This window comes from Pseudomonas sp. microsymbiont 2 (assembly GCF_054788395.1).
Genome location: NZ_CM139112.1, coordinates 442,256 through 455,587, shown reverse-complemented (window position 1 = coordinate 455,587; position 13,332 = coordinate 442,256). Strand labels below are relative to the sequence as shown.

General features: G+C 64.6%; 8 protein-coding genes. 1 reads left to right on the top strand and 7 read right to left on the bottom strand.

Annotated features, from left to right (window positions below):
• The gene (locus ACYUME_RS02010) at positions 1–615 is read left to right on the top strand and encodes a glutathione S-transferase (RefSeq protein ID WP_460417941.1); all 615 of its coding nucleotides are present in this window, start codon (positions 1–3) and stop codon (positions 613–615) included.
• Between the two features lie 190 nt (positions 616–805).
• Here ACYUME_RS02010 and creD read toward each other — a convergent pair whose 3' ends face one another.
• The 7 genes from creD to aroB form a co-directional block, all read right to left on the bottom strand.
• A complete protein-coding gene (gene creD / locus ACYUME_RS02005; protein ID WP_460417940.1) occupies positions 806–2,134 on the bottom strand; it encodes a cell envelope integrity protein CreD in 1,329 nt (442 codons plus the stop codon).
• A gap of 125 nt (positions 2,135–2,259) precedes the next feature.
• Complete coding sequence (locus ACYUME_RS02000) at positions 2,260–2,607, bottom strand: YgiW/YdeI family stress tolerance OB fold protein (protein ID WP_279886229.1); 348 nt, start codon at positions 2,605–2,607, stop codon at positions 2,260–2,262.
• A gap of 285 nt (positions 2,608–2,892) precedes the next feature.
• A complete protein-coding gene (hemE, locus tag ACYUME_RS01995; protein WP_279886231.1) occupies positions 2,893–3,957 on the bottom strand; it encodes a uroporphyrinogen decarboxylase in 1,065 nt (354 codons plus the stop codon).
• Positions 3,958–4,209: 252 nt separating this feature from the next.
• Positions 4,210–5,628 (bottom strand): FAD-dependent oxidoreductase, encoded by a 1,419-nt coding sequence (locus ACYUME_RS01990; protein ID WP_279886233.1) that lies wholly within the window; start codon positions 5,626–5,628, stop codon positions 4,210–4,212.
• Between the two features lie 122 nt (positions 5,629–5,750).
• On the bottom strand, positions 5,751–10,196 hold the full coding sequence (gltB, locus tag ACYUME_RS01985; protein ID WP_460417939.1) for a glutamate synthase large subunit: 4,446 nt from the start codon (positions 10,194–10,196) through the stop codon (positions 5,751–5,753).
• 375 nt (positions 10,197–10,571) lie between these two features.
• Positions 10,572–12,173: an AAA family ATPase gene (locus tag ACYUME_RS01980; protein WP_460417938.1), complete on the bottom strand. Its 1,602-nt coding sequence runs from the start codon at positions 12,171–12,173 to the stop codon at positions 10,572–10,574.
• Between the two features lie 15 nt (positions 12,174–12,188).
• A complete protein-coding gene (gene aroB, locus ACYUME_RS01975; RefSeq protein WP_279886241.1) occupies positions 12,189–13,286 on the bottom strand; it encodes a 3-dehydroquinate synthase in 1,098 nt (365 codons plus the stop codon).
• Positions 13,287–13,332 lie beyond the last annotated feature (46 nt).

The following is a 13,332-nucleotide window of genomic DNA, read 5'->3' as shown; positions in this document are numbered from 1 at the left end:
ATGATCCTGTTCCATTCGCCGCTGTCGCCGTTCGTGCGCAAGGTGATGATCGTGCTGCACGAGACCGGCCAGGTGGGCCGCGTGACGCTGCAGGGCGTGAACATCAGCCCGGTGAGCGGCGACGAGCAGCTCAATCAGGACAACCCGATCGGCAAGATCCCGGCCCTGCGTCTGGACGACGGCAGCGTGCTGCACGACAGCCGGGTGATTTGCGAGTACCTCGACACCCAGCACGTCGGCCTGCCCTTGATCCCTCGGGAAGGCTCGGCACGCTGGCGGCGCCTGACCCTGGCCTCGCAGGCCGACGCAATCATGGATGCGGCGGTGGCCACGCGCTACGAGACCTTCCTGCGCCCGGCAGACAAGCAATGGGAGGGCTGGGTGAACGCGCAGGGCGAGAAGATTCGCCGCGGCCTGGCCAATTTCGAGCGCGAGCACCTGGCGCAAATAATCTCCGGGTTCGATATCGCCTCGATCGGCGTGGCCTGTGCGTTGGGGTATCTGGATCTGCGCCAGCCTGAGTTCGATTGGCGTGGGCAGTACCCGGGCCTGGCGGCGTGGTATGCAGAGGTGAGCCAGCGGCCGTCGATGGTGGCTACAGCTCCGTTAGCCTGAGACTCCGCCAGCGAGGGCTTCGCCCTCGTTTCGCGACACAAGGCTGCTCCTACAGGATTTCGCGATCGTCTGTAGGAGCGGCCTTGCGTCGCGAAAGGGCTGCACAGCAGCCCCAGAATTCACCTCGGTACCACAGGAAACAACAGACCAATCCTCACAGCCAACCACCGCCCGATCTCTCTGTCCTCCCTCATGCCCCCCTCCCCACCCGCGACCAGTCCAGCCGCCGGGTCAGCACCATGAACACGCCAAGCAGCCCGAAGCACAGCAGCGAGCCCATCAGCAGCGCGTAGTCCTCGGCGCTCAGCAACCCATAGAGCAGCGCGTACAACGCCGCCAGCCCTGCCGCAAAGCCCACGCCACGCCCCAGGCTGTGCAGCACATGGGTGAGATAGAAGCCGATCAGCAGTACACAGGCCGCCGCCGACACCCCATACGCCAGGCCAAAGCCCAAGTGCTCGGACAGCGACAGCAAGAGCAGGTAGAAGAACGCCAGGGCCACGCCCACCAGGATGTACTGCACCGGGTGCACGCTGAGGCTCTTGAGCACCTCGAACAGGAAGAAGCCGGCAAAGGTCAGGGCAATGAACAGCAGCGCATACTTGATCGCCCGCTCGCTCTTGAGGTACTGGTCCACCGGATCGATGAAGCTGACACCGAAGGTCGGGCCGGTGAAGTCCGCGCATTGTTGCTTGCTCACGCACTGGCGCAGGGCGTCCTCCAGGTTGGTGGCGAAGAACGAGGTCTGCCAGTGGGCACTGAAGCCCTTGTCATCGATGGCGTGGCGGCTTGGCAGGTAGCTGCCGATGAAGCTTGGGTGCGGCCAGTTGGCACGCATGTCCACCGCACTGCTACGCCCCACCGGCAGCACATGCAGCTGGCCGGTGCCTTGCAGCGCCAGGTCGAACCCGTAGCTGAACTCACGGGCCTGCTGGCCGTCGAGCTGAGGCAGGCCGACATGCACCCCGCCGCGCAGCCAGTCCAGGCCGGTTCCCGCCTCGAACGGCAGGCGTTGCTCGTCAAAGCTCAGTTCGAGGCCGTTCTCGATACCGCGAATATCACTGATGCCCACCACCAGGTAAGGCTTGTCGAAGCGGTAGTCATCGTAGTCCTTGTCGATACCCCAGCGCTCGGGGACCTTGAAGCGCCCGCTGATTCGACTCTTGGCATGGAACAGCCGAGCCTGGTAGATGCCGCGCGAGCGCAGTTCGGTATCCACGGCGATGTCGGCGTCGAAGGTCTCCGGGAGGAAGTACAGGTTGCCGCTAAGGGTGCTCGTCTCCTGGACACGCTCGCCGTCCTTGTCGATCCAACGCCGCTCGTACTTGCGGTATGGCACCACCAGCAACGGGCCGCTGAGCTGCTGGTCGAAGCTCGAACTCTGGGCGATATCGCGCAGCACGTCATCACGCAGGCCCTGCCGTTCGTCGATCAGGCCACCGATCATCAGCAGGGGAATCAGCAACAACAGGATCAGCACGGCGATCAGGCCGAGCTTGAAACCAAGGGTCTTGTTCATCAGGTAGGGCTCCGTTTGCGATGGCGGCAGTGTCTGCCGGCCATGTGGAGCCGATGGGGAGGGAATGTGGAGATTGTGTGGAGAATGGCGCTTGCCCCGCGCAGGCGGGGCAAGTGGCGATCAGGTCAGTTGATGATTTCGACGATATCGACATCCACTTCGCGGCTCATCAGGTGCTTCTCCACCTCGCCGGTCAGCTTGACCTTGGTCTTGTCGTTGAAGGGCGTGGGCGGCAGGTCTTCATCGTCGATCTCGACGGTGATGGTGCCGGTGCTGTCCTTGAACTCGTACTTGTCGTCGTTGTTGATCTTCTTGGTCACGTAGCCCTGCAGCACCACCGGCGTATCGTCGGCGGCATCGTTGGCGGCGGCGACGGTGGTCACGGCCTGGGCGCCGGGACCGGTGTAGCCGGCAGCCAGGGCGGCGGTGCTGAACAGCGGGGCGAGGATCAGGGGCAGGTAACGGGCTTTCATGGTGATCGGGTCCTGTTTGGGTTTCGATGGGGCCAGATTACCGACGATCGCTGAATTGAAGCTTAATGCAAAAAATCGCGGGGCAAGCCCCGCACAGGATCCTCGTTGTCCCAGGCACTGCGCAGTGCCTGTGGGTACGGATTTACCCGCGAAGCAAGCAACGCGCAATCTGGCACCGGCTTCGCCGGTGTTCGCGGGGCAAGCCCGCTCCCACAGGGATCGGCGCCAGGTCGAGGAGTCTGAGCAAGACAGTTGCTCCCACGTGCCCCGCGACAGGCCTGGCGCTTACTGGTGATACTGCGCCGACAGCTCATGCACGGCGTTGATGAACACGCCGGCGTGCTCCGGGTCGACCTCGGGGGTGATGCCGTGCCCCAGGTTGAACACATGGCCGCTGCCCTTGCCGTAGCTGGCCAGGATGCGCGCGACTTCCTTGCGGATGGCCTCAGGCTTGGCGTACAGCACGGTCGGGTCCATGTTGCCCTGCAGCGCCACCTTGTCGCCCACGCGGCGACGGGCGTCGCCAATCTCGCAGGTCCAGTCCAGGCCCAGGGCATCGGCGCCGGCCTCGGCGATGCTTTCCAGCCACAGACCACCGTTCTTGGTGAACAGGATCACCGGCACCTTGCGCCCGTCGTGCTCGCGGATCAGCCCGCTGACGATCTTGCGCATGTAGGCCAGGGAGAACTCCTGGTAGGCCGCCGCCGACAGGTTGCCGCCCCAGGTATCGAAGATCTGCACGGCCTGGGCGCCGGCCAGGATCTGGCCATTGAGATAGCTGGTGACCGACTGGGCCAGCTTGTCCAACAGCAGGTGCAGGGCTTCGGGGTTGTCGTAGGCCATGGCCTTGGTCTTGCGGAAGTCCTTGGACGAACCGCCCTCGACCATGTAGGTGGCCAGGGTCCACGGGCTGCCGGAGAAGCCGATCAATGGCACGCGGCCATTGAGCTCGCGACGGATGGTGCTGACCGCGTCCATCACGTAGCCCAGGTCTTTTTGCGGGTCGGGGATCGGCAGCGCCTCGATGTCCGCCAGGGTGCTGATGACCTTCTTGAAACGTGGGCCTTCGCCGGTCTCGAAGTACAGGCCCTGGCCCATGGCGTCGGGGATGGTGAGGATGTCCGAGAAGAGGATCGCCGCGTCCAGCGGGTAACGGTCCAGCGGCTGCAGGGTGACCTCGCAGGCGAACTGCGGGTTCATGCACAGGCTCATGAAGTCGCCGGCCTTGGCGCGGCTGGCGCGGTACTCCGGCAGGTAGCGGCCGGCCTGGCGCATCATCCACACCGGGGTGACGTCTACGGGTTGCTTGAGCAGTGCACGCAGGAAACGATCGTTCTTCAGGGCAGTCATGTCGGCATCCGGAAAAAAAGTGCGGGCATTTTCTCAGACGCGGGCACAAAAGGCACGGCCATGGCCATTCGTTTTGTCTATCGGATGCCTTGGATCAAGCATTTTTGTATACAAAAAGTATGTAGCCTGACAGGACTTGGGGCCGCTTTGCGGCCCTTTCGCGACACAAGGCCGCTCCTACAGAGGTAACGCGATTCCCTGTAGGAGCGGCCTTGTGTCGCGAAAGGGCTGCGAAGCAGCTCCAACGGTTGATCAGACCTCGAGGTAGTCCAGGATTCCCTCGGCAGCCGTGCGCCCCTCGAAAATAGCCGTCACCACCAAGTCCGACCCCCGCACCATGTCGCCACCGGCAAACACTTTCGGGTTGCTGGTCTGGTGCTTGAACTTGCCCTTCTCCGGTGCCACCACGCGGCCCTGGCTGTCCAGCTGAATGCCATGCTGCTCGAACCACGGCGCCGGGCTCGGGCGGAAGCCGAAGGCGATCACCACGGCATCGGCCGGCAGGATCTCCTCGGAGCCTGGAATCGGCTCGGGGCTGCGGCGGCCACGGGCATCCGGTTCGCCGAGACGGGTCTCGACCACCTTCACGCCCTCGACCTTGTCCTCGCCGACGATGGCGATGGGCTGGCGGTTGTAGAGGAACTTCACGCCTTCTTCCTTGGCGTTCTTCACCTCTTTGCGCGAACCCGGCATGTTCGCCTCGTCGCGACGATAGGCGCAGGTCACCGACTTGGCGCCCTGACGAATCGAGGTGCGGTTGCAGTCCATCGCGGTGTCGCCACCACCGAGCACCACGACCTTCTTGCCCTGCATGTCGACGAAATCTTCCGGCGACTTCTCGAAACCGAGGTTGCGGTTGACGTTGGCGATCAGGAAGTCCAGCGCGTCGTGCACGCCCGGCAGGTCTTCGCCGGGGAAGCCGCCCTTCATGTAGGTGTAGGTGCCCATGCCCATGAACACCGCGTCGTACTCGGCGATCAGCTGTTCCATGCTGATGTCCTTGCCCACCTCGGTGTTCAGGCGGAACTCGATGCCCATGCCGGTGAAGACTTCGCGGCGATTGCTCAGCACGGTCTTTTCCAGCTTGAACTCGGGGATGCCGAAGGTCAGCAGGCCGCCGATTTCCGGGTTCTTGTCGAACACCACCGGCGTCACGCCGGCACGCACCAGCACGTCGGCGCAGCCCAGGCCGGCGGGGCCGGCGCCGATGATGGCGACGCGCTTGCCGGTCGGCTTGACCTTGGACATGTCCGGGCGCCAGCCCATGGCGAAGGCGGTGTCGGTGATGTACTTCTCCACCGAGCCGATGGTCACCGCGCCAAAGCCGTCGTTCAAGGTGCAGGCACCTTCGCACAGGCGGTCCTGCGGGCACACGCGACCGCACACTTCCGGCAGCGTGTTGGTCTGGTGCGACAGTTCCGCCGCGGCCAGGATGTTGCCTTCGGAGACCAGCTTCAGCCAGTTGGGGATGAAGTTGTGCACCGGGCACTTCCACTCGCAATACGGGTTGCCGCAGCCCAGGCAGCGATGCGCCTGCTCCACGGATTGCTGTGGCTTGAAGGGCTCGTAGATCTCGACGAACTCTTTCTTGCGCTGGCGCAGCAGCTTTTTCTTCGGGTCCTTGCGGCCCACTTCGATGAACTGGAAGTCGTTGCTCAGACGTTCAGCCATTTTTCAAACCTCTTAACAGCAGCTGCAAGCTACACGCTGCAAGCCGCAAGACGATCACTTAAGCCGGGCAAACCTCGAACTGCTTCTACTTGCAGCTTGAGGCTTGCCACTTGCAGCTGCTTTTACTGCGGGTTGGCGCGGGTGCTGGACAGCAGTTGCTTGAGGTTGGCCGCCTTCGGCTTGACCAACCAGAAGCGCCGCACGTAGTCGTCCAGGTTCTCCGAGAGCTCACGCCCCCACTCGCTGCCGGTTTCTTCCACGTACTCGCCCAAGACCCGCGCCAGGTGGCTGCGGTAGGCCTCCATCGCCTCGCCACTGATGCGCTGGATTTCCACCAGCTCGTGGTTGAGTTTGTCGACGAAGGTGTTGTCCATGTCGAGCACGTAGGCGAAACCGCCCGTCATGCCGGAACCGAAGTTGTAACCGGTCTTGCCCAGGACGCAGACAAAGCCGCCGGTCATGTATTCACAGCAGTGATCGCCGGTGCCCTCGACCACAGCGTGGGCGCCGGAGTTACGCACAGCGAAGCGCTCGCCCGCGGTGCCGGCGGCGAACAGCTTGCCGCCGGTGGCACCGTACAGGCAGGTGTTGCCGACGATGGCGCTGTGCTGGGTTTCGAACGGGCTGCCGGCAGGCGGCACGATGGTCAGCTTGCCACCGGTCATGCCCTTGCCGACGTAGTCGTTGGCGTCGCCTTCCAGGTGCAGGTGCAGGCCACCGGCGTTCCACACGCCGAAGCTCTGGCCCGCGGTGCCCTTGAAGCGGAAGGTGATCGGGCTGGCCGCCATGCCCTGGTTGCCGTGCAGCCTGGCGATTTCGCCGGAGATGCGCGCACCGATGGAGCGGTCGCAGTTGCAGATGTCGAGGCTGAACTCGCCACCGGCCTGGTCGCGGATCGCCGGCAGGGCCATGGCGACCATCTTCTCGGCCAGCTCGCCCTTGTCGAACGGCGGGTTCTTGTCCACTTCGCAGAACTGCGGCTTGTCCGCCGGGATGTGCGAGCTGCCCAGCAGCGGCGACAGGTCCAGGTGGCCCTGGCGCTCGGTGTCGCCCGGCAGCATGTCGAGCAGATCGGTACGGCCGATCAGCTCGCCCAGGCTGCGCACGCCCAGCTTGGCCAGCCATTCGCGGGTCTCTTCGGCGACGAAGGTGAAGAAGTTGATCACCATGTCGACGGTGCCGATGTAGTGATCCTTGCGCAGCTTGTCGTTCTGGGTGGCGACGCCGGTGGCGCAGTTGTTCAGATGGCAGATGCGCAGGTACTTGCAGCCCAGGGCGATCATCGGCGCGGTGCCGAAGCCGAAGCTCTCGGCGCCGAGAATCGCCGCCTTGATCACGTCCAGGCCGGTTTTCAGGCCGCCGTCGGTCTGTACCCGCACCTTGCCGCGCAGGTCGTTGCCGCGCAGGGTCTGGTGGGTTTCGGCCAGGCCCAGCTCCCAGGGAGCGCCGGCATACTTGATCGAGGTCAGCGGCGAAGCGCCGGTGCCGCCGTCGTAGCCGGAAATGGTGATCAGGTCGGCATAGGCCTTGGCCACGCCAGCGGCAATGGTGCCGACACCGGCCTCGGCGACCAGCTTGACCGACACCAGCGCCTGCGGGTTGACCTGCTTGAGGTCGTAGATCAGCTGGGCCAGGTCTTCGATCGAGTAGATGTCATGGTGCGGTGGCGGCGAGATCAGGGTCACGCCCGGCACCGCATAGCGCAGCTTGGCGATCAAGCCGTTGACCTTGCCGCCCGGCAGCTGGCCGCCCTCGCCAGGCTTGGCGCCCTGGGCCACCTTGATCTGCAGCACTTCGGCGTTGACCAGGTATTCCGGGGTGACGCCGAAGCGGCCAGTGGCCACCTGCTTGATCTTCGAGCTCTTGATGGTGCCGTAGCGGGCCGGGTCTTCGCCGCCCTCGCCGGAGTTGGAGCGCGCGCCCAGGCGGTTCATGGCCTCGGCCAGGGCTTCGTGAGCCTCTGGCGACAGTGCGCCCAGGGAGATACCGGCGGAGTCGAAGCGCTTGAGGACATCCTCCAGCGGCTCGACCTGCTCCAGCGCCAGCGGCTGTTCGGCGACCTTGACCTTGAGCAGGTCGCGGATCATCGACACCGGACGCTGGTCGACCAGCGTGGTGTATTCCTTGAACTTGGCATAGTCACCCTGCTGCACGGCGGCCTGCAGGGTGTTGACCACGTCCGGGTTGTAGGCGTGATATTCGCCACCGTGGACGAACTTGAGCAGGCCGCCCTGCTGGATCGGCTTGCGCGCGCTCCAGGCTTCGCCGGCCAGCAGCTTCTGGTCGCTCTCGAGGTCGACGAAGCGCGCGCCCTTGATGCGGCTGGACACACCCTTGAAGCTCAGGCCAACCACTTCCTCGGCCAGGCCCACGGCTTCGAACAGCTGGGCGCCACGGTACGAGGCGATGGTGGAGATGCCCATCTTCGACAGGATCTTCAGCAAGCCCTTGGAAATGCCCTTGCGGTAGTACTTGAAGACTTCGTCCAGATCGCCCAGCACTTCGCCGGTGCGGATCAGGTCGGCCAGCACTTCATAGGCCAGGTACGGATAGACGGCCGAGGCGCCGAAGCCCAGCAGCACGGCGAAGTGGTGCGGGTCACGGGCGGTGGCGGTCTCGACCAGGATGTTGCTGTCGCAGCGCAGGCCCTGTTCGGTCAGGCGGTGGTGTACCGCGCCGACGGCCAGCGAAGCATGTACCGGCAGCTTGCCAGGGGCGATGTAGCGGTCGCTCAGCACCAGCTGGGTCTTGCCGCCGCGCACGGCCTCCTCGGCCTGGTCGGCGATGTTGCGGATGGCCGCTTCCAGGCCGACGCTCTCTTCATAGTTGAGGTCGATCAGCTGGCGGTCGAAGCCTTCGCGCTCCAGGTTCATCAGCGAACGCCACTTGGCGGGCGAGATGACCGGCGAGCTGAGGATCACCCGCGAGGCATGCTCGGGAGACTCCTGGAAAATGTTGCGTTCGGCGCCCAGGCAGATTTCCAGGGACATGACGATCGCTTCGCGCAGCGGGTCGATCGGCGGGTTGGTCACCTGGGCGAACTGCTGGCGGAAGAAGTCGTACGGCGAGCGCACACGCTGGGACAGCACGGCCATCGGCGTGTCGTCGCCCATCGAGCCGACCGCTTCCTGGCCCTGCTCGCCGAGCGGGCGCAGCACCTGGTCACGCTCCTCGAAGGTGACCTGGAACATCTTCATGTACTGCTTGAGCTGGTCGGCGTCGTAGCTGGCCACGCCCTGGTCGTCGCTCAGGGTCGCCTGGATGCGCGTGGCGTGCTGACGCAGCCAGCGCTTGTAGGGGTGGCGCGACTTCAGGCGGTTGTCGATGGCGTCGGTGTCGAGGATCTGGCCGGTCTCGGTGTCGACGGCGAGGATCTGGCCCGGGCCCACACGGCCCTTGGCCAGGACTTCCTCCGGCTGGTAGCCCCATACGCCGATTTCCGAGGCGATGGTGATGTAGCCGTTGGTGGTGGTCACCCAGCGCGCCGGGCGCAGGCCGTTGCGATCGAGCAGGCACACCGCGTGGCGGCCTTCGGTCATGACGATGCCGGCCGGGCCGTCCCACGGCTCCATGTGCATGGAGTTGTATTCGTAGAAAGCGCGCAGGTCGGCGTCCATGGTCTCGACGTTCTGCCAGGCTGGCGGTACCAGCATGCGCACGCCGCGGAACAGGTCGATGCCGCCGGTGACCATCAGCTCGAGCATGTTGTCCATGCTCGAGGAGTCGGAGCCGACTCGGTTGACCAGCGGGCCGAGCTCTTCGAGGTCGGGAATCTGGTCGTTGGCGAACTTGGTGCGACGGGCCATGGCCCAGTTGCGGTTGCCGGTGATGGTGTTGATCTCGCCGTTGTGGGCGAGGAAGCGGAAGGGCTGGGCCAGCGGCCACTTCGGCAGGGTGTTGGTGGAGAAGCGCTGGTGGAACACGCAGATCGCGGTTTGCAGGCGCTCGTCACCCAGGTCTGGATAGAACGCCGCGAGATCGCGCGGCATCATCAGGCCTTTGTAGATGATGGTCTTGTGCGAAAAACTGCAGATGTAGTGGTCGGCGTCGTGGGCGTTGGCCACGGACGAACGGCGGCGGGCACTGAACAGCTTGATGGCGAATTCCTGGTCGCTCAAGCCTTCACCGCCGATGAACACCTGCTCGATCTGCGGCAGGCGCTCCAGGGCCAGGCGGCCCAGCACGCTGGTGTCGATCGGCACTTTGCGCCAGCCGACCAGCTTGAGACCGGCGTTGACGATCTCGCGGTCCATGTTGGCGCGGGCGGCTTCGGCTTTGACCGGGTCCTGGTTGAAGAACACCATGCCGACGGCGTACTGCTTGGGCAGCTCGACGGCGAAGTGCTCCTGGGCCACGGCACGCAGGAATCGATCAGGCTTCTGCATCAACAGGCCGCAACCGTCGCCGGTCTTGCCGTCGGCGTTGATGCCGCCGCGGTGGGTCATGCAGGTCAGTGCCTGCATGGCGGTTTGCAGAAGGTGGTGACTCGGCTCGCCCGTCATATGGGCGATCAGGCCGAAACCACAGTTGTCCTTGAATTCTTCGGGATGGTACAGACCTGTTTTCATAGACACTTTCTCACCAGGTTCACCTCTCAACCGGAGGCAAATCTCTTTTTTAACAACCACTTACCATCCACGCCGATCAAACGCCAGCTTTTTTGCGGTGGCCATGGAAAACCATTGTTGCACAGCGACAGCGACGCCCACAAATTTTCATGTCTCACCATTGAAAATTTATGTCGCAATTTTGAATGTTTTTGCGCCATGCGTCGTGGTAGCGACTTGGCTCGAGTCTGAAGCGTTTCAGCCAGGACTGCAAGGGAGGGCTTGTGGCCGGCAGTCTGGGACAGAAAAGCCTGCCGCGCTTTGGGCGCAGCAGGCTAGTCGTGAATCAGGATTCGCTCAGCAACTGGGCGGCGGGGTGGTGCCGCCCGGAAGGTATCAGCGGGCCGTGGCCAGCTCTTGTTGGACGCTGCCGACGGTACGTGGCCAAGGTTTACCAGCCTGGACCTTGGCTGGCAAGTTCTTGATTGCCGCAGCGGCGGCGTCGCGGTTGGCGAAGTTGCCGTAGGTGACGACGTATAGCGGCTTGCCCTGCAGGTTTTTCTTGAAGTAGCGATAGTCGCCACCCTGGGCCTTGACGAACGACTGGGCCGACGCCTCGGAGCTGGTGCCGAAGATCTGCACCACATAGTTGCCCGGTTTCTGGCCGGCATACCAACTGCTGTTGCCTGCGCCACCGGCTGCCGGCTTCGCCGCAGGCTTGACGCTGGCGACTTGGGTCGGCGCAGGCGCGGGCTTGGCGGGCGCAACCGGCTTCGTCGGCTGGGTTGCAACTGGCTTCGGCGCAGGTGCAACCGGCTGGGCAGGCGCGCTGGTGACCGGTTGGGCCGGAGCCGGTGCCGGGCTGGCGGTCGCGCCTGCTGGCGGCGCGATGGTGGTCACGGTAGGCGGTACGGCAGCCGAAGGCGCCGAGGGCTGCAAGGCGGTAGTGCCGGCCGGCCCACCCTCTTCCCCTTCACCCATGCCGGCGGCCTGAGCCAGCGGCTCGCGCATCACGGGCTGCGACTGGCCAACCAGCGGCAACGGCATCGGCTGCGAGGAGCCGGAGAACTCTATGGCAGGATTGGCGCCTTGCCCCAGTGGCAGCTGGGCCTGGGCGGCAGGCGCGTCGGTCGGCGCCTTGTCGCCTTTCTTCGGCATCAGGACCGCCGCGCCAACGGCGACCACGACCACAGCGGACAACGCGAGCACGTGTTTCTTAGGCATTTTGAACCCCATGGATGGTCGCTTGACCGTGGTACGGCTGGCGATCATGGCTTCGATCAAGGTGTCGCGGGCGACCTGGTTGATGTTCCCAGGCCAACCGTCGGAGTTTTCGTGGATGTCGACGATCTGCTCGGCAGTGAACACCTCGATACCCCGACCGGCGCCGTCCAGACGCTGCTCCAGGTACTCGCGGGTTTCCTCCTCGCTGTACGGGGCCAGCTCGATGACGTGGAATCGCTCGCCATCGGCATTGAGCTCCTCCAGCCCGGCGATCAGCGAAGGCTCGCCGAACAGGAATACATGCGGGCGCCCTTCGGCCACGCCTGCCGCCAACTCCAGCAACGCTTGGAGTGCCGACTCGTCGAGTTGTTCCGCATCATCCACCAGCAGATAGACTTCCTGACCGGTCAGCGCCAGCTGCACCACCTGCGACAGGATCGCCTGCACCTCCGCTTGTGCCACGTTCAGCGACTGCGCCACCTGCCCGAGCACGCTGGCAGCGTCGCTGGCGCCGCGAGCGGACACCACCACGCTTTGCACCGACTGCTTGTTGGTGCTGGCCACCAGCGCCTGGCGCAGCAAGGTCTTGCCGCTGCCAACAGGCCCTGTGACCGCCAGCATCAGCTGACTGTAGCGCGCCAGGTGGTGCAACTGACCGAGCACCGGCTTGCGCTGGGCGGGGAAGAACTTGAAGCCGGGCACCCGTGGGGCGAACGGATCGTGGCTCAGCTGGTAATGATCGAGAAACGCCTCATCGGCATGCAGACTGGTCATCGCGTTGTCACAACCTCAAAGCTGGGCCACGATCGCGCGGTAATCCGCCGCCAACGTGGCCTGAAGAATCTCTGTCGAATAGTCGTCGGTGACGACGGCCTCGCCCAGCTGGCGCAGCAGCACCAGGCGCAGGCGCCCGTCGAGCACTTTCTTGTCGACCGCCATGTGCTCCATGAAATGCGCCGGGGTCATTTCCTGTGGTGGCACCACCGGCAGTCCTGCGTCCTGCAGCAGGCGAATTGCGCGGTCACGCGCCGGCTGGTCGATCCAGCCCAGGCGCATGGACATTTCCAGGGCCATGACCGTGCCCGCGGCCACGGCTTCGCCGTGCAGCCAGACGCCATAACCCATGTGGGTCTCGATGGCATGGCCAAAGGTATGGCCAAGGTTGAGCGTGGCGCGCACGCCCGACTCGCGCTCGTCGGCACCGACCACGGCGGCCTTGGCCGCGCAGGAGCGGCGGATGGCTTCGGTCAGGGCGACAGAGTCCAGGGCCCGCAGCGCCTGCATGTTGTCTTCGAGCCAGCCCAGGAACGGCTCGTCGCAGATCAGGCCGTACTTGATGACTTCGGCCAGACCCGCGGACAGCTCGCGTTCGGGCAGGGTCTTGAGGCTGGTGGTATCGATCAGCACCGCGTTGGGCTGATAGAAGGCACCGACCATGTTCTTGCCCAATGGATGGTTGATGCCGGTCTTGCCGCCCACCGAAGAGTCCACCTGGGACAGCAGCGTGGTCGGCACCTGGATGAAGTCGACCCCGCGCTGGTAGCAGGCCGCGGCAAAACCGGCCATGTCGCCGATCACGCCGCCCCCCAGGGCGACCACCGTGGTACGGCGATCATGGCGGGCGGTGAGCAGGGCATCGAAGATCAGCTGCAGGGTTTCCCAGTTCTTGTAGGCCTCGCCGTCAGGCAACACCACCGGCAGCACCGAGTAGGCGCCCAGGGTCTTGCTCAGGCGTTCGAGGTACAGGGGCGCGACGGTCTCGTTGGAAACGATGGCAACCTGCCGCCCGGCGATGTGCGGCGCCAGCAGTTCGGGCTGGTCCAGCAGGCCTTCGCCAATGTAGATCGGGTAGCTACGTTCGCCCAGGTCGACCTTTAATGTCTGCATGTATCCCCACAATGTGCTTGGACGCGGCGGCGATGCGGCCCCCGCG

Bases quoted from the DNA above. Each gene is read 5' to 3' on its own strand.
- ACYUME_RS02010 (WP_460417941.1), top strand. From the start codon at position 1: ATGATCCTGTTCCATTCGCCGCTGTCGCCGTTCGTGCGCAAGGTGATG.
- creD (WP_460417940.1), bottom strand. From the start codon at position 2,134: ATGAACAAGACCCTTGGTTTCAAGCTCGGCCTGATCGCCGTGCTGATC.
- ACYUME_RS02000 (WP_279886229.1), bottom strand. From the start codon at position 2,607: ATGAAAGCCCGTTACCTGCCCCTGATCCTCGCCCCGCTGTTCAGCACC.
- hemE (WP_279886231.1), bottom strand. From the start codon at position 3,957: ATGACTGCCCTGAAGAACGATCGTTTCCTGCGTGCACTGCTCAAGCAA.
- ACYUME_RS01990 (WP_279886233.1), bottom strand. From the start codon at position 5,628: ATGGCTGAACGTCTGAGCAACGACTTCCAGTTCATCGAAGTGGGCCGC.
- gltB (WP_460417939.1), bottom strand. From the start codon at position 10,196: ATGAAAACAGGTCTGTACCATCCCGAAGAATTCAAGGACAACTGTGGT.
- ACYUME_RS01980 (WP_460417938.1), bottom strand. From the start codon at position 12,173: ATGACCAGTCTGCATGCCGATGAGGCGTTTCTCGATCATTACCAGCTG.
- aroB (WP_279886241.1), bottom strand. From the start codon at position 13,286: ATGCAGACATTAAAGGTCGACCTGGGCGAACGTAGCTACCCGATCTAC.